Source organism: Cronobacter turicensis (assembly GCF_041222865.1).
Classification (GTDB): domain Bacteria; phylum Pseudomonadota; class Gammaproteobacteria; order Enterobacterales; family Enterobacteriaceae; genus Cronobacter; species Cronobacter turicensis.
In genome coordinates this window covers 107851-123851 of the sequence record NZ_CP165999.1, presented here as the reverse complement: position 1 = coordinate 123851, position 16001 = coordinate 107851, and the positions used below count along the sequence as shown (strand labels likewise).

The following is a 16001-nucleotide window of genomic DNA, read 5'->3' as shown; positions in this document are numbered from 1 at the left end:
CGACTTTCTTTAAAGCCGAATTTTACTCGCCGCGCGGCGCAGGCGGGCATCGCCGCGGCGGTCATATTTTTGCGTCGTCGTGACGCTCGCATGGCCCATCGCGTCGCGTACCGTTATCAGATCTTCGCCGTTATCGAGCATCATGGAGGCGAACGTGCGGCGAAGATCGTGCGGCGCGCAATCATCAATGCCACATTGCGTGCGGCGTTCGGTCAGAATATGGTATACGGCCTGCGGGGTCAGACGCTCAGAGGTGACGTCGTCACCGGCGCGAATGCGGGTGAACAGGGGGCCGGGGTGCTCGCCGCGCACGGTATCGGTCCAGTGCCGGAGCCGCTGCCAGACGGTATCCGGCATAAACGCCAGCCGCTCTTTATTGCCTTTGCCGAGCACGCGCAGCGCCTGGTCCGGCTCCAGGATACTCTCATAATCCAGCCCGACCACTTCCGAGCGGCGTAACCCGCAGCCGAGCATCACCGCCAGCATCGCCGCATCGCGCGGGCCTTTACAGCTTTTATCCTGCTCACAGAAAGCAAACAGCGCGCGGACCTCTTCCGTAGTAAGCGCTCGCCCACGGGTGAGGCGACTGCCGCGCACCGCGCGCACGGCAAGGATCTGCTGATAGCTGTCGGTGTCCATCAGCTTCATCATCCAGGCCTCGCGGGCGGTGCCTTTCAGCGCGGAAAGATAGGTATTGATCGTGGCAGGCGCGCGCCCGGATGCCGAGAGCATTTCCAGCAACCCCTGCACATGGTGGCGACGCAGGCTGCCCCACGGGCAGCGCTGCAACGCGCCAGCGCCAAGCATCCCGGCCACAATATGCAAAAACGATCGCATGGTCTGGCGGCTCGCCGCAGAAGGCAGACTGATAAGATACGCCATCGCCGGGTTAAGCGGCCGCGCCTCGCCACTTGCGGAAAGCGACCGCGGATCGCTGAAGCCTGCCTCCGAAAAAGGACCAGGCAGCAGAGGGTCGTCAGGCAGTCCGGTCATCATCACCCCATAACATCCGCGCAAAAAGAAGCCAGCATCTCGTAAAAAGTCACAGGATTATCCCCTGAAGCTCGCCTGACGGTAAAGCTACTTTTTCAAAGGTACATTTTAATAAGTAGCATCTTTTATTGTCAGCGCGGCGGGAAAGAACAGAAGAAAGCAGAAACGAGACGTCATCCATTTTTGCTATGACATTTGAACCTGGCGGTTGTGGTAGCGTGGAGCGGCAGGCGAAATTTTACCCCATGGATGTGCGCAATGATGGCCTCAGGATAAAACCTTGCAGGTTACAGGGGCTATTGATTATGAATTGCGGAACAGAATATTATTAAACGCAGATTAAACGGCCATCAAAATAATAAAGATGCATCCGTAATATAGATTCATGTATGATATACCGTCATTATTAAAATAGTCATACCATCAGGAAGGTTATCGTCAATATGACCATAGCATTGATCGTCTTTTTGGTTGTCATCATCGCCTATGCCTTTTATAAGCATACGGTTATGGTGAAATCGCGTACGCTGCCCTCGCGCGGTGGCAAGCGCCGTTAAGCACATCTCCCGGAAGCGTTGTCAGGGCTGAGAGCGCTTCCGCTTCCCCCAAAAAATAGCCTTAATTTCATAGAGTTAAATGATGTAATTTTCGCCACTCTGGTTAAATAACTGACGCACTTTATTTCTGTGTTTTTATTATCTTTATTTAAAACGGTGTTTTACCGTTTATTTTGCCTGCATTTTCGTGCGCTTATTTAAACAATTATGAAGAAATTGTCAGGAAAGCATCAGTAAATGTAAGCGCGCCGGGAGAAGGCAAAATAATGAAAAAAATCGATTTCACCGCTGAGACCGGTTTCATAAACCAAGAAAATTCTTAAGCGTTTCTAATATTATTCTGCTGTTTTTTAACCCGCTGCTAAAAAAAACTCCTGCCGGAAAAGAAAAAAACCGCGACGAGCGCAACAGCCCGCCACGGTTCCACAGGCCTCAGCGCAGCGAGGCGCCATTGCTGGTAATCACGTCTTTATACCAGTAAAAGCTTTTCTTACGCGTACGGGCTAGGGTGCCGCTGCCATCGTCATGGCGGTCAACATAAATGAAGCCGTAACGTTTCGACAGCTCGGCTTTCGAGGCGCTCACCAGATCAATCGGCCCCCAGCTCGTATAGCCTAAAACGTCCACGCCGTCCTCAATCGCCTCCCGCACCTGCACCAGATGATCGTTCAGGTAATTGATGCGGTAGTCGTCATTAATGGCGCCGTCAGCCTCCACGCGGTCTTTCGCGCCAAGACCGTTTTCGACGATAAACAGCGGTTTCTGATAGCGATCCCAGAGCACATTCAGCAGCGTGCGCAGCCCGACAGGGTCAATTTGCCAGCCCCACTCAGAGCTTTGCAGATGCGGGTTCGGCACCATATTCAGGATGTTGCCGCGCGCCTGCTGGTTCAGCGCCTCGTCGGTCGTCACGCAGCCGGTCATGTAGTAGCTGAAGGAGATGAAATCGACCGTCGAGCGCAGCGCCACGCGGTCTTCATTAGTGATATCGAGCGAGATACCGTTGTCGCGAAAATAACGCAGCATATAGCCGGGGTAGGCGCCGCGGCTCTGGATATCGCCGAAGAACTGCCAGGTGCGGTTCTCCTGCAGTGCCGCGAAGACATCGTCCGGCTTGCAGGTGAGCGGATACATCAGGCCGCCAAGCAGCATATTGCCGATTTTCGCGTCCGGAATTATCTCGTGGCACGCCTTCACCGCCAGCGCGCTTGCCACCAGTTGATGGTGGATAGCCTGATAAATCTGCGCCTGCGTGCTATTTTCCGGCAGGCCGACGCCGGTCATCGGCGCATGCAGCGACATATTAATTTCGTTAAAGGTCAGCCACAATTTAACCTTGCTCTGATAGCGGGTAAACACGGTACGCGCGTAACGTTCGAAGAAACCGATCGTCTCGCGATTTCCCCAGCCGCCGTACTGTTTAACCAGCCCCCAGGGCATCTCATAATGTGACAACGTCACCAGCGGCGTAATGTCATGCGCCGCCAGCTCGTCAAAGAGTTTATCGTAAAACGCCAGGCCCGCTTCATTGGGCTCGTGCTCGTCGCCGTTCGGGAAGATACGTGTCCAGCCGATGGAAACACGCAGGCAGCTGAAGCCCATTTCGGCAAACAGCGCGATATCGTTCGGGTAGCGATGGTAAAAATCGATCGCCACATCTTTAATGCCGCGGTCGCCAGGCTCGCGCTCAACCACCGGGCCCAGGATGCCCCGGGGCTGCACGTCAGAGGTGGAAAGCCCTTTGCCATCCGTAAGATAAGCGCCTTCCACCTGGTTTGCGGCAACCGCGCCGCCCCACAGAAAGCCGTCCGGGAAAGTGTTCATGGTGTTCTCCTTTGATTAAGCCGGTTCAGCGGCCAGCAGCGGCATGCCAGCACTGACGGCCGTGGCCGCCACCGTGGTGACCGCGCGGTAGCTGTCGCTGTTGCTGATAATAATCGGGGTGGTTAAATCATAGCCTGCGTCGAGGATGGCCTGACGATCGAAGGTGATCAACACGTCGCCGGGCTGCACGCGATCGCCCACGCGCACATGGGCGGTAAACAGTTTGCCCTCCAGCTTCACGGTGTCGATGCCGACATGGATCAACAGCTCCATGCCGTTATCGCCCTGTAAACCAATGGCGTGGCGCGTCTCAAACAGCGACGCCACGCTGCCCGCGAACGGGGCGCGCACCTGGTTATCGGAAGGGATTATCGCGGCGCCCGCGCCCAGCAGACCGCTGGCGAACGTCGGGTCCGGCACGTCGGCGAGCGCCAGCACCGTACCGCTGAGCGGCGCCAGCGCGGCATTCTGCGGCGCGTCTTCCGAAGCGCTGGCGGCCTCATCTGTACGCCCCGGCCGCCCGGCGACGAGCGTTAACCCGCAGGCGAGCACCAGCGCCGTCAGCGTGCCGAGCACGCCTCCCCAGAGCGTCGCATCCACGCCGCCCGGCGGGATCATCTGCGCCAGCGTAAAGACGCTGGCGAACCCGAATGAGTAAACATGGCTGTGGCTGAAGCCGACAATCGCGCCGCCGACCGCGCCCGCCACGCAGCCGAAAATAAACGGCCGGCGCAGCGGCAGGTTCACGCCATAGACCGCAGGCTCGGTGATGCCGAAAATCCCGGCGGTGACGGACGATCCGGCCAACGTTTTTTGCCGGGCGTCGCGGCTGCGCAAAAAGATGGCGAGCGCCGCGCCCACCTGGCCCATAATCGCCGGCAGCAGCATCGGCAACAGCGAATCCTGCCCGAGCACCGCCAGGTTATTGACCATTAGCGGCACCAGCCCCCAGTGCAGCCCGAAAATCACGCACACCTGCCACAAAGCGCCCGCCGCTGCGCCCGCCAGCCACGGCGCGAAGGCGTAGATAAACTGATAGCCGTTCGCCAGCATCTGGCTGAGCCAGGTGGCGACCGGGCCGATAATCAGAAAGGTGAGCGGTACGGTGACGCCAAGGCAGAGCAGGGGGGTGAAGAAATTTTTAACCGCAGCGGGCAAGAGCCGGTTGCCCTGTTTCTCCAGCCAGCAGCTCACCCAGGCGGCGAAAATAATCGGGATCACGGAAGCGCTGTAGTTGAACCAGATGACCGGCACGCCGAGAAACGTCTCTGTCAGCGCGCCCGCCTGCTGGCTCGCCTGGAAAGCAGCAATCATCGTCGGGTGCGTCAGCGCGCCGCCGATGGTCATGGTGATAAACGGATTACCGCCGAATTTTTTCCCGGCGGTGTAGCCCAGCACCAGCGGAAAGAAAAAGAACAGCGCGTCGCTCGCGGCAAACCAGATTTTGTAGGTGGCGTTACTGGTGTTGAGCCAGCCGCAGACCACCGCGATCGCCAGAAACCCTTTCAGGATCCCCGAGGCCGCCAGCACGCCGATGAACGGCGTAAAGATACCGGAGACAATATCGATAAGGCGCGCCAGCAAACTGCCGCTCGGCGCCTCATCGGCCGCAGGCGTAGCGTCTTCTGCAATGCCCGCCTCGCGGCAGAGCGCCAGCCAGACGTCGTGGACATGATTGCCAATCACCACCTGGAACTGACCGCCACTCTCCACCACCATGATAACGCCCGGATGCGCTTTCAGGCCCTGCGCATCCGCCTTGCCGTTATCTTTAAGCCTGAAGCGCAGACGCGTGGCGCAATGGATGACGCTGCTGATATTCTCTTTGCCGCCCACCCGGGCGAGAATATCCTGTGCTAATGCCTGATAGTCCATTCCGTTTTCCTTCAATGCGTTAACTGAGTTTTAGACATAAAAAAACCCGAGAGCAGCGCCCGTTTACCGGGTGCCGCGCTCAGGTTTTGCCTGCCGAAGCAGTCACAATCCTTTTTTATGGCCCACAGGCCCGGGCTTAACGCCCTTCTTTTCTTACCCGCTCGATATGTATCGCGAGAAACATCATCTCTTCCGCTGTCAGCTCGCGCTGGTAGCTTTTACTGAGATACCCGGAAATCTTCTCCGCGCAGCGCCAGGCCTGCGGGTAGTTATCCCTGACGGCCGAATGCAGCGAGAGATCGTCATCCGCCACCACGGTGCGGGTGAGCATCCGCTGCGCGAAAAACTTCAGATGCGTGACGAAGCGCTGATAGCTCAGCGACTCTTCATCGTATTCCAGCTGAAGCTGATATTTCACCAGTTGCAGGATCTCCTGCATCACACGGGTGACGTGCATAACCTCGGGCATTTCGCTGTTGAGCTGCGCCGTCACGAGATGCAGCGCGATAAATCCGGCTTCATCCTCGGGCAGTTCCACATTGAGCCGCCGGGCTATCATGGCCCTCGCCTCCTGACCCAGCGCATACTCCTTTGGGTAGAGTCGTTTTATCTCCCACAGCAGCACGTTTTTTATCGCCAGGCCTTTTTTCTGGCGCTCAATGGCGTAGTGGCAGTGGTCGGTCAGCGTCACATAGAGACTGTCCTGCAACCGGCCGAGCCGTTCAGCGGCCAGCGCGATAATGCGATCGCAGGTGGTCATGACCTCCAGCGGGATCTGGCCCAGCAATTCACCGAGGCGGCGCACCAGTTCATCACTTTGCAGCGCGAATACCTTTTCAATGCGCGTGGCGTCGAGCTCGTCGCCTGTACGCTTCTGAAAGGCCAGGCCGCGGCCCATCACGACCTGCTCGCGCCCCTGCGCATCCAGCACAAACACGGCATTGTTATTAAGAATTTTGGCGATCTTCATCCGAACCCCGGAAACAAAAAAACCTGACCTCCGGCGAGCGCCAGAAATCAGGTTTTGCCTGCCGCAGCAGTGACAATCCAGTCATCTCACCTTAGCACTTTTATTCACCAGCTCAATATATCCTCCTGAAAAACGTGAGCCAGCGCGGCTATGGGCATTTAATAACCAGACGACGCGCCTTACCCCTTTGGCGCGTAAAAGCGACATAACACCGCCATCGCCAGCGCGCTGCACAGCGGGAATACCGCCAGCAGGAGCCACGGCACCGCTGCCTGCGCGCCCGGCGTCAGCGCGTTATCCAGTGTGCCGCCCAGCAGGAAATTCCCGGCCAGCACCGCCACGCCGCCCATTGAGGCCAGCGCGCCGTAGTGCGCGCCCAGATTACGGCCCGCGGCAAAGCGAGGGACGAGATCCATACCCACCGGGACGATAATCATCTGCCCCAGCGTCAGGAGCGTCACCATGCAGGCGGCAGGCAAAAGCCGCAGCCAGCCGGCAAAGGGCGGGAGCGGGGCAAACAGCGCCACGCTGACAAACGAGGCCGCCAGCAGCCCGAAACCCAGCGGCAACATGCGCGCGGCCCCGATACGGCGCGAGACGCGCGCGAGCGGCAGTTGCAGCGTGATAATCAACAGCGACGCGAGAATAAACAGCGGCCCGAGCGCGGCATCGCTGCTGCCGGATCGGCGCAGCTCCACCGGCAGCGCCAGGTACAGCTGGTTGTAGCTGAAAAGATAGGCGCTGTAGGCGAGGATAAACGCCACAAAGCGCGGCTGATGAAAGGTCTGCCACCAGGGCGCGATGTGCAGCGGCCCATCGCGATGCGGCGTGCGGGGCAGCAGTACAAAGAGCGCCGCCAGCGCGACGATAAACACGCCCGCGCCCGCCAGCGCCATCGTTTTAAAACCAAAACCAGCCATCAGCGAGCCAAGCACCGGGCCCAGCACCGCGCCCAGTTCGCCGCACACCGCAAACAGCGCGAACCACTCGGCGCGGCTGCGTTTGCCTTCCGCCTCGCTGCGCGTACCGGCCTGCGCCAGCAGCGATTCAATCGACGGCGAAAACAGCGCGCCGCCGACGCCCGTCAGACACGCGCCGAGCACCACCGCCCACAGCGAGCCGCCCAGCGCCAGCAACAGATAGCCCGTAATGCGCACCACGCAGCCGCACAGAATAATGGCGCGCGCGCCGTAGCGGTCGGAAAGCGCGCCGCCCAGCAGGAACATGCCCTGTTGCGAAAACGTGCGCAGCCCGATGATGGCGCCGATAAGCCCGCCGGAGAGCAGCATGTCGTCGCGCAGATAGATAGCCAGGAACGGCACCACCGCGTAAAAACCGATGTTAAACACCAGCTGGCTGGCGGAGAGCAGATAAGGAGAAGTGTGCCTCGCGGCAGGGGGTGCGTGAGTGGACATGAAGACCGCATAACTGTTCAGAAAAAGTAAGGGCTCTCTTAAAACATATTTGCGCCGCCTGTGGCAACTTTTGCCTGACGAAAACCGACGGCGAGACGATATTGACTTCGCATAACTGCCCCGGTATAAGACCTCCTCTTAAGAATGATTTTCATTTACATAATACATATTCTAATTTGTCCGGCCCGTAACCATTTCCATGCGGCACGCGGCGATAAAAACACGTTAAGGTTGATGTTGATGAATGCTTTAGTCAAAACCGCGCTGGCGCTCGGCCTGCTCTGCGCCGCCTCGGCCCCCGTCCTGGCCACGCAATACCCACTGACCCTTGATAACTGCGGGATGAAAGTCACTTTCACCCAGGCGCCGGAGCGCGTGGTGGCGCTCGGGCAGAACACCGCAGAGATCATGCTGCTGCTCGGTCTGGAAGACAAAATGGCCGCCAGCGCTTTCTGGCCCACAAAAGTCCTGCCGCAGCTCGCGAAACAGAATGAAAAAGTCAAACTGCTGACGGTCGAGATCCCGACGCTGGAGTCGATCCTCGCGCAGAACCCGGATTTTGTCGCCGCACAGCTCCCGCTGCTGCTGGGCCCGGACAGCAAAGTGGCGAAGCGTGAAGATTTCGCGGCGGTGGGTGTGAACAGTTATCTCTCGCCGGGTATGTGCGTCACCACCAAAGATACCCGCGACATCTACGGCAGCCGTAAACAGCTGTGGGATATGACGCTGCTGTATAAAGAGATTGACGATCTGGCGAAAATTTTCAACGTGGAGTCGCGCGGCGAAGCATTGACCAAAGATTTCAAAGCCCGCGAAGCGGCCCTGAAAGCGAAATTCGGCAAAAATCATAAAAACCTCTCATATCTCTTCTGGTTCTCCAGCGCGTCGCCGTCGGCAGACGCCTACGTCGGCGGCAAAAACAGCGCCTCAGGCTACATCGCGCACCTGCTGGGCGGTCATAACGCGATTACCTCTGAAAGCGAGTGGCCGACGCTCAGCTGGGAGAGCATCATCGCCGCCAACCCGGATGTGATTGTTGTTTCAAGCCTCGACCGCAACCGCTGGGCGCTGGATAACGCCGACGCGAAAATCCAGTTTCTGAAAACCGATCCAGCGGTCAGTCAGCTCGACGCCGTGAAAAAGGGCCATATCGTGGTGATGGACGGCCAGGCGATGAACCCGACCATCCGCACGCTCTACGGCGCGGAGCAGGTGGCGGCGCAGCTTGAGAAGCTCGGGTTGAACTGATGGCGGAAGTCTCTTTAACCGTCACCCGACGCTGGCCTGCGCTGATATGGCTGGCGCTCTCTGTGGTTGTGCTCGCGCTGGTGATCGCGCTGAGCGTGGGCATCGGCGAGCTCTCCATTCCTCTGCAAACCACCTTTGCGGCGGTGACCAATAAACTCGGGCTGACAACCGTTCCGCTCAACCGCATCCATGAGACGGTCATCTGGGATTTCCGTCTCAGCCGGGCGCTGGTGGCCGCATGTAGCGGCGCGGGGCTGGCCATTTGCGGCGCGGTGCTGCAAAGCCTGCTGAAAAACGCGCTGGCGGAACCGTACGTGCTCGGCGTATCCGCCGGGGCGTCGACCGGCGCGGTGTCGGTCGTGGTGCTCGGCATCGGCAGCGGGGCGGTATCGCTCTCTGCGGGCGCGTTTACCGGCGCGTTCGCCGCGTTTGCGTTCGTCGCCCTCCTGACCAACGGCGCGCGCGGCGGCAATGAACGCACCATCCTGGCAGGCGTCGCCGCCTCTCAGCTTTTTAACGCGATTACTGCCTATACCATCAGCACCGCCGCCAGCGCCCAGCAGGCGCGCGATGTCATGTTCTGGCTGCTCGGCAGCTTCAGCGGCGTGCGCTGGCCGGAGTTTCAACTGGTGCTGGCGGTCGTTGTCCTTGGGCTGGCAGTCTGCCTGTGGCACGCCAAAGCCCTGGACGCTTTTACCTTTGGCGATGATGCCGCGGCCTCGCTCGGCATTCCGGTCGGTTACGTGCGCCTGATCCTCTTCGCGGTGACGGCGCTGATGACGGCGGCCATCGTCAGTATGGCGGGCTCAATTGGCTTTGTCGGGCTGGTGGTGCCGCACGTGATGCGCTATTTCTTCGGGCCGCTGCATCGCCGGTTACTGATTGCCTGCGCGATGATGGGCGCTATCCTGATGGTGCTGGCGGATATCGCCTCGCGCACGCTGATAGCGCCGCAGAGCCTGCCGGTGGGCGTGGTGACCGCGCTGGTCGGCGTACCGTTCTTTGCGGTGATCCTGTATCGCTCAAGGAGATTCTCATGAGCATCCGCGCGGAAAATATCAGCTGGTCGGCAGGCAAAAAGCGCATCGTGAATAACGTGTCGCTGAGCGTGCCGACCGGGCAGACGCTCGGCCTGCTCGGCCCGAACGGCTCCGGAAAATCGTCGCTGCTGCGCATTCTGGCCGGGCTCCGCCGCCCGGATGCGGGCAGGGTGCTGCTGGACGAGGGCGACATCGCGCGGTTGTCCAGGAAAAAGCTGGCGCAGCGCGTGGCGTTCGTTGAACAGCACGCGATGACGGACGCCAATATTCGGGTGCGCGACGTGGTGAAGCTCGGGCGTATTCCGCACCATTCGCCGCTCTCGCCCTGGACGCATCAGGATGACGAGATCGTGCGCCAGGCGCTGGAGCGCGTGGACATGTTCGACCGCCGCGACGAAGGGTGGCAGCATCTTTCCGGCGGCGAGCGTCAGCGCGTACACATCGCCCGCGCGCTGGCGCAGTCGCCCGGCGAGATTTTGCTGGATGAACCGACCAACCATCTCGATATTCATCATCAGATGCACCTGATGCGGCTCATCAGCGAGCTGCCGGTGACAAGCATTGTGGCGCTGCACGATCTCAACCACGCCGCGATGTTCTGCGACGCGCTGATTGTGATGCAGAGCGGGCAGGTTGTGGCGAGCGGGACGCCGGATGACGTGCTGACGGAGGCGATGCTTCGCGAGGTATTTAAAGTAGAGGCGCGCATTGAAATTTCGCCGCATCACGGCAAGAAGCACATCCACTTTGTGTAGTTAAAAACGGTAATGCAAAACGGCCCCGCACAGGGGCCGTTTCTTTTCGCTGAGACTGAGTGGCGCAGGGGCGTTACTCGTTGCCCCACTGGTTCAGGAAGTTCGCAATCTCATCGATATGCGCTTCGGCGATGCCCGCTTCGCTCGCCATCTCGTGCTGCGCTTCTTCGCTAATCTCTTCGTTATTCATCAAACGGGTGATCAACAGCTGAAAGTAGTGCGCCAGGCGATCGCGATCCGCGTCGCTTACCGGCAACGCCGTTTCCGTCGCGTACTCGTCAGCGATGTCATAAAACTTGATCGGGATATCATTACTCATAAGGCGTTCCTGATGGTGGTGTTAATGCCTGCCGGGACAGGGCGTTATGAGTAAGATAGTACCATTTCTGGCTGCGCGCTGGCGCGGAAAATGGCGCGGCGGCGTCAGTCAGGGATGTTACAGGTCACGATTGACGTGCATTCCGTGCGCAAGCGTTTGTTCGGAAATCATTTCAAAAAATGCAGTAAACGTGTCGCTTAGCCTGTAAAGATTTCCGCACTCATCATGATCGGGTATCTGAGGCGGTATGTTTTTTCCAGACGCTGGATGTCAGCTTCTGAAATCATTTTCCCACAGGAGACGGGCATATTTTTCTTTCTCTGAGTCAGGGTTACTGGCTCTTTCAATCGTGTTCCCTGGGAAATGAGAGACAACGGATTAACCTGAAATTACCGCGGCAATGTGTTTATTTAACATAAGATAGATTACACGCACCATTAAAAGTCTCCCTCGCGCCGCCACATACACCTCCGGACCGTAACATTTACCCGCCATTTACGATACACTTGCGCCACTTTTCATTCCCGCTGTTTATGCAACCATATGGCCTTGCCACCCGGCACAAACGCACGCTCACTGCGGGAAAAACAAACCGGAGAGCATCATGCTGGAAAAACTGCGCACCCCCGACGGGAAAAAATTTCTGACGGCGCTGGTGATTGTATTCATCACCGTACTGACGGTCGTCTCACGCGTCACGTTTGAGGGGGTTGAAGAGCAGTACAACATGCCGATGGAACAGTGGAGTTCTTCGATGTTTATCATGCAGGGCGCCTGGGTGCTGATTTACAGCGTGCCGTTCTCGTTTATTATCTCGCTTCCCTTCGCATTCTACTTTCTGGGGCCGAAAGACGATCGCGGCTGAGTCGCGCTGGATAACGCCGGCGCGGCTGCCTCTCAGGCGATAAATAAGGATAGCCAATGAAAAAGATGCTGATGACGGGCGCTCTGCTCGCCGCTTTCCATGCGCAGGCGCAGACTGACGATTTACCAGAGCCGGTCAAACAGATGGAGAAACAGGGCATTACGATTATCAAACCCTTTAGCGCGCCCGGCGGTGTCCAGGCCTGGCTTGGGAAATATCAGGACACCGGCGTGACGCTTTATCTGACGCCGGATAAAAAGCATGTCATCGCTGGCTATATGTATGACGAGAAGGGGAATAATCTCAGCGAAAAGCTCTTTAACGACGAGCTGTATATCCCGGCGGGCCGCGAAATGTGGAAAGCGCTGGATCAGGCGAAGGGCATTAAGGAAGGCAGTGACCAGGCCGCGTGCAAGGTGGTGGTCTTCGCAGACCCCTTCTGCCCTTACTGCCACAAGTTCTGGGAGCAGGCGCAGCCGCACCTCAAGGATAAAAGCATTAGCCTGAAAACCCTGCTGGTGGGCGTGATCCGCCCGGACAGCGGGCGCTATGCCGCGGCGGTGCTGGCCTCTGACGATCCGCAAAAAACCTGGCAGGCGCTGGAAAGCTCAGCCGGTAAGACCAAACCGGCGCTGCCGGAGAAAACCTCGCCCGCAGCGTTTAAGCAGATCCAGTATAACCAGCAACTGATGGCGCAACTGGGCGCGAACGGTACGCCCGCGATTTACTATCTGAACAAAGACAAGCTGCTCCAGCAGATCGTCGGTTTGCCTGACCCTGAACAGATGGCCGATCTGGTAGCCTGTAAGTAATAAAAAGGGCCGCCTTTGCGGGTGGCCCTCCACCGCAACGCTTAGCCCAGCCTCGTGGCGCTACAGATTCTCCTCATACAGTATCGTTTCCCGGATCGTGTCGAGCGCCTTGCGCAGTGTCTCCAGCGGTAAAGAGCCGAGCGCGAGACGTATCGCGTGGGGCGTATGGAGCGAGGCGCTGAACGGCTCGGCGGTGGATACCGAAATCTTTTTCTGCAGCAGTTTTTGCGCCACCTGCTCGGCCCGTACGCCTTCCCGAAGCGGCAGCCAGAGAAAATAAGAGGACGGGTGGCTCATGATCTCAAGCGGCGCCAGCGCCTCCCGGGCGATACGCTGGCGCGCCCGCGCATCACGGCGCTTCAGCACTTCAAACCGGTTCGCCGTGCCGTCACGCAGCCAGTCGCATACCAGCGTCGTCATCAGCGCAGGCGTATTCCAGGCGGTGGCGCGGATGGTGCGCTCGAAGATGCTCTGAAAACGCGGCGGGCAGACCACCGCGCCGACGCGCAGGCCCGTCGCGATATTCTTTGAAAACCCCGTAACATACACCGTTCTCTCCGGCGCCAGCGCCGCGAGCGGCACCGGCGCGGGCTTCACCAGCCAGGCGTAAGGCGCGTCTTCGATGAGTAACAGATCGTATTGCCGGGCGATCGCCACCAGCGCCCGTCGCTGGCGCGGCGTCATTACCCAGCCGAGCGGGTTATGCAGCGTCGGCATCGTGTAAACCGCCCGCACGCGACGCTTTTCACAGAGCGCCTGCAATGCCGCCAGATCGGGCCCCTGCGGGGTACAGGGCACCGCCGCCAGCTCAGAATGACACAACTGCGCGGCCACTTTAAAACCAGGATAGGTAAGCGCGTCCACCGCCACGACATCGCCGGGCCGCAGCAGGCTCATTACCGTCACGGCGAGGCCATGCTGCGCGCCGTTCACCACCAGCACGTTCTCAGGAGCGGTATTCAGCCCTGCGCCCGCCAGATACGCGGCGATAGTCTCCCGGTCTTTCGCCCGCCCGGCGTGGGGCTGATAGCGCAACAGCGCGTCAATATCCCCGGCCGAAGCCAGCTGGCGCAACGCGTCCCGCAGCTGTTCAGCCTGTCCCGGCAGCGCGGGATAGTTAAAACTCAGATCCAGCGCATCCGCTGCTACGGCGTGTTGATCGATACCCAGCCCCGGCGGCAGCGCAATATCCCGCACAAACGTGCCCCGCCCCGTTTCGCCGCTCACCAGTCCCATCGCCTCCAGCTCGGCATAGACGCGCGTCGCCGTGGCGAGCGAGACATGGTGTTCCGCCGCCAGCCGCCGGTGCGTCGGCAGCTTTGCGCCTGCGGTTAACTCACCGCTGCGGATAGCCGCAGCGTAGCGATCGACGAGAACTTTGTAGCGCGCTTTCACGGTAATGTATCCATGACAATTTTTTGATTGTCATGAATCTAGCGCCCTACACTGGCAGTCGTCAATGTGAGCGGTTTATCAGGAGAGTGAAATGGAAAATCCGTCCCGTCCGGGCCCGTGGGCAGGCTGGCTGAATGGTCTGCTGGGCGTTGTCATTTTCAGCGGTTCGCTGCCCGCCACGCGCGTCGCGGTGCTGGATTTCTCGCCGTTTTTTCTGACGTTCGCCCGTGCCACCATCGCAGGCGGGCTGGCGCTGCTGCTGATGATGCTGCGCCGGGAAACGCGCCCGACGCCGCGGCAGGCGGTGTCGCTTGCCGTCGTCTGCGCAGGCGTGGTGGTGGGCTTTCCATTGCTGACCGCGCTGGCGCTACAACACGTGACCTCGGCGCATTCGATGGTATTTATCGGTCTGTTGCCACTGGCGACGGCGCTCTTCGGCGTGTTGCGCGGCGGCGAACGCCCTCGCCCGGCGTTCTGGATCTTCTCCGTTATGGGGAGCCTGCTGGTGGCGGGCTTTGCCCTCACCGGCGAGGTGCGCGTCTCGTTACGGGGCGACCTGCTGATGCTGGCCGCCGTGGCGCTGTGCGGTTTAGGCTATGCGGAAGGCGCGGCGCTGTCGCGTCAGCTCGGCGGCTGGCAGGTGATCGGCTGGGCGCTGATCCTCGCGCTGCCGCTGATGCCGGGCGCCGCCTGGCTGACGCGCCCCGCCACGTTCAGCGCGGTGGCGCCTGCGGCCTGGATTTCGCTGGCCTATGTATCGCTCTTTAGTATGCTGATAGGTTTTATATTCTGGTACCGCGGGCTGGCCGCAGGCGGGATCGCCGCTGTCGGACAGCTTCAGCTGTTACAGCCGTTTCTCGGCCTCGCGCTCGCCGCGACGCTGTTGAATGAACACGTCAGCCCGCTGATGCTGGCCGTGACGCTGGGAGTGATCCTCTGTGTGGCGTGCTCAAAAAAATTCGCGCGCTGATGATTAACTGAATAAGGAAGCATTATGTTTAAGGGTCTCGCTGCTTTTCCGCTGACGCCGCTCGTTAATGGCAAGCCAGATGAAAAAACTTTTGTGTCGCTGATTGAAAATCTGGCGGCGGCGCGGGTGAATGTCATCGCGCCGCTCGGCTCTACCGGCAGCTATGCCTACCTCTCCCGCGAGCAACGCGCCCGCCTCACGGCGCTGTCCACAGACGCGGCAGGCGATATTCCGGTTATGACCAGCATCAGCGCGCTGCGTCTGGAAGAGATGCTGGATCTCGCCGATGACGCCCAGCGCGCCGGCGCGCGCGGGCTGCTGCTCGCGCCGCTCTCCTATCAGCCGCTCAGCCAGGAAGAGGCATACCGGCTGTATGAGCGTGTCGCGCGCGCCGTCTCGGTGCCGCTGTGTATTTATGATAACCCTGCCACCACGGGTTTCACCTTTACCCAGGACTTACTGTGCGCCGTGGCGCGCTTGCCTAACATCGGCTCGATAAAACTCAGCCCGTTCAGCGATGCCGCCGGGGCGGCAGCGAAAATCGCCGCGTTGCGCCGCGAGATCCCGGCCACCGTCACCCTTGGCACCAGTGGCGATCATCAGGCCGCCGATGCGCTGCTGGCGGGCGCCGATGTGTTCTGTTCGGTCACCGCCGGGCTCTGGCCGCGCGACATCCGCGCGCTGACCGACGCCGCGCTCGCGGGTGACGCGGCGCAGGCCGCCGCACTCAACGGGGCATTTGAACCGCTCTGGACATTGTTCCGCCGTCACGGCAGTTTGCGGGTCATTGCGGCGGCCGCGGAGCTGTCCGGGCGCGTCGCGGCGCCCTGCCTGCCGGAGCCGCTGCTGAGCCTGCAGGGCGAGGCGCGCGCGCAGTTGCAGACGGTGCTGGCACAGCGGGACTATCACTAATCCGCCAGACATATTCGTTAAATCGAATATGTTGTTGACGCCACGCGTTGA

The 16001-nt window shown here is 59.8% G+C and carries 14 protein-coding genes; 7 read left to right on the top strand and 7 right to left on the bottom strand.

Going from position 1 to position 16001, the window contains the following annotated elements:
• Positions 1-9: 9 nt before the first annotated feature.
• From AB8W27_RS21565 to AB8W27_RS21545, 5 genes are all read right to left on the bottom strand, one after another.
• Positions 10-993 (bottom strand): tyrosine-type recombinase/integrase, encoded by a 984-nt coding sequence (locus AB8W27_RS21565; RefSeq protein ID WP_041924245.1) that lies wholly within the window; start codon positions 991-993, stop codon positions 10-12.
• Between the two features lie 989 nt (positions 994-1982).
• Complete coding sequence (locus tag AB8W27_RS21560) at positions 1983-3374, bottom strand: glycoside hydrolase family 1 protein (protein WP_012815823.1); 1392 nt, start codon at positions 3372-3374, stop codon at positions 1983-1985.
• Between the two features lie 15 nt (positions 3375-3389).
• Positions 3390-5249, bottom strand: a complete 1860-nt coding sequence (gene bglF, locus AB8W27_RS21555) for a PTS beta-glucoside transporter subunit IIABC (protein WP_041924244.1) — start codon at positions 5247-5249, stop codon at positions 3390-3392.
• Positions 5250-5385: 136 nt separating this feature from the next.
• Positions 5386-6219: a BglG family transcription antiterminator LicT gene (gene licT / locus AB8W27_RS21550; RefSeq protein ID WP_041924243.1), complete on the bottom strand. Its 834-nt coding sequence runs from the start codon at positions 6217-6219 to the stop codon at positions 5386-5388.
• 179 nt (positions 6220-6398) lie between these two features.
• Positions 6399-7634 carry an MFS transporter gene (locus tag AB8W27_RS21545; RefSeq protein WP_012815820.1) on the bottom strand — a complete coding sequence of 412 codons (1236 nt, stop codon included), beginning with the start codon at positions 7632-7634 and terminating at the stop codon, positions 6399-6401.
• A gap of 240 nt (positions 7635-7874) precedes the next feature.
• Here AB8W27_RS21545 and AB8W27_RS21540 point away from each other — a divergent pair, with 240 nt between their 5' ends.
• The 3 genes from AB8W27_RS21540 to AB8W27_RS21530 are packed head-to-tail and all read left to right on the top strand — an operon-like array spanning position 7875 to position 10677.
• Complete coding sequence (locus tag AB8W27_RS21540) at positions 7875-8882, top strand: ABC transporter substrate-binding protein (protein ID WP_012815819.1); 1008 nt, start codon at positions 7875-7877, stop codon at positions 8880-8882.
• On the top strand, positions 8882-9922 hold the full coding sequence (locus AB8W27_RS21535; RefSeq protein ID WP_012815818.1) for an iron ABC transporter permease: 1041 nt from the start codon (positions 8882-8884) through the stop codon (positions 9920-9922). The genes AB8W27_RS21540 and AB8W27_RS21535 overlap by 1 nt, the downstream gene beginning before the upstream one ends.
• Positions 9919-10677: an ABC transporter ATP-binding protein gene (locus AB8W27_RS21530; protein ID WP_012815817.1), complete on the top strand. Its 759-nt coding sequence runs from the start codon at positions 9919-9921 to the stop codon at positions 10675-10677. The genes AB8W27_RS21535 and AB8W27_RS21530 overlap by 4 nt, the downstream gene beginning before the upstream one ends.
• Before the next feature lie 73 nt (positions 10678-10750).
• On the opposite strand, the gene AB8W27_RS21525 is transcribed toward AB8W27_RS21530, so the two are convergent.
• Positions 10751-10996, bottom strand: coding sequence for a YmjA family protein (locus AB8W27_RS21525; protein ID WP_012815816.1), 246 nt, complete (start codon positions 10994-10996; stop codon positions 10751-10753).
• 604 nt (positions 10997-11600) lie between these two features.
• Here AB8W27_RS21525 and AB8W27_RS21520 point away from each other — a divergent pair.
• The gene (locus tag AB8W27_RS21520; protein WP_007767572.1) at positions 11601-11861 is read left to right on the top strand and encodes a DUF2534 family protein; all 261 of its coding nucleotides are present in this window, start codon (positions 11601-11603) and stop codon (positions 11859-11861) included.
• Between the two features lie 56 nt (positions 11862-11917).
• Entirely contained in the window at positions 11918-12673 is a 756-nt protein-coding gene (gene dsbG, locus AB8W27_RS21515; RefSeq protein ID WP_012815813.1) for a thiol:disulfide interchange protein DsbG, read from the top strand.
• A 60-nt stretch (positions 12674-12733) separates the two neighbouring features.
• Here dsbG and AB8W27_RS21510 read toward each other — a convergent pair whose 3' ends face one another.
• Positions 12734-14068 carry a PLP-dependent aminotransferase family protein gene (locus AB8W27_RS21510; RefSeq protein WP_041924242.1) on the bottom strand — a complete coding sequence of 445 codons (1335 nt, stop codon included), beginning with the start codon at positions 14066-14068 and terminating at the stop codon, positions 12734-12736.
• A gap of 91 nt (positions 14069-14159) precedes the next feature.
• On the opposite strand from AB8W27_RS21510, the gene AB8W27_RS21505 reads away from it, so the two are divergent.
• Positions 14160-15038, top strand: a complete 879-nt coding sequence (locus AB8W27_RS21505) for a DMT family transporter (protein WP_012815811.1) — start codon at positions 14160-14162, stop codon at positions 15036-15038.
• Positions 15039-15062: 24 nt separating this feature from the next.
• The gene (locus tag AB8W27_RS21500; protein WP_012815810.1) at positions 15063-15950 is read left to right on the top strand and encodes a dihydrodipicolinate synthase family protein; all 888 of its coding nucleotides are present in this window, start codon (positions 15063-15065) and stop codon (positions 15948-15950) included.
• Positions 15951-16001: the final 51 nt, after the last annotated feature.

Bases quoted from the DNA above. Each gene is read 5' to 3' on its own strand.
- AB8W27_RS21505 (WP_012815811.1), top strand. From the start codon at position 14,160: ATGGAAAATCCGTCCCGTCCGGGCCCGTGGGCAGGCTGGCTGAATGGT.
- AB8W27_RS21520 (WP_007767572.1), top strand. From the start codon at position 11,601: ATGCTGGAAAAACTGCGCACCCCCGACGGGAAAAAATTTCTGACGGCG.
- AB8W27_RS21530 (WP_012815817.1), top strand. From the start codon at position 9,919: ATGAGCATCCGCGCGGAAAATATCAGCTGGTCGGCAGGCAAAAAGCGC.
- AB8W27_RS21545 (WP_012815820.1), bottom strand. From the start codon at position 7,634: ATGTCCACTCACGCACCCCCTGCCGCGAGGCACACTTCTCCTTATCTG.
- dsbG (WP_012815813.1), top strand. From the start codon at position 11,918: ATGAAAAAGATGCTGATGACGGGCGCTCTGCTCGCCGCTTTCCATGCG.
- AB8W27_RS21535 (WP_012815818.1), top strand. From the start codon at position 8,882: ATGGCGGAAGTCTCTTTAACCGTCACCCGACGCTGGCCTGCGCTGATA.
- AB8W27_RS21565 (WP_041924245.1), bottom strand. From the start codon at position 993: ATGACCGGACTGCCTGACGACCCTCTGCTGCCTGGTCCTTTTTCGGAG.
- AB8W27_RS21500 (WP_012815810.1), top strand. From the start codon at position 15,063: ATGTTTAAGGGTCTCGCTGCTTTTCCGCTGACGCCGCTCGTTAATGGC.
- AB8W27_RS21560 (WP_012815823.1), bottom strand. From the start codon at position 3,374: ATGAACACTTTCCCGGACGGCTTTCTGTGGGGCGGCGCGGTTGCCGCA.
- licT (WP_041924243.1), bottom strand. From the start codon at position 6,219: ATGAAGATCGCCAAAATTCTTAATAACAATGCCGTGTTTGTGCTGGAT.
- bglF (WP_041924244.1), bottom strand. From the start codon at position 5,249: ATGGACTATCAGGCATTAGCACAGGATATTCTCGCCCGGGTGGGCGGC.
- AB8W27_RS21540 (WP_012815819.1), top strand. From the start codon at position 7,875: ATGAATGCTTTAGTCAAAACCGCGCTGGCGCTCGGCCTGCTCTGCGCC.
- AB8W27_RS21525 (WP_012815816.1), bottom strand. From the start codon at position 10,996: ATGAGTAATGATATCCCGATCAAGTTTTATGACATCGCTGACGAGTAC.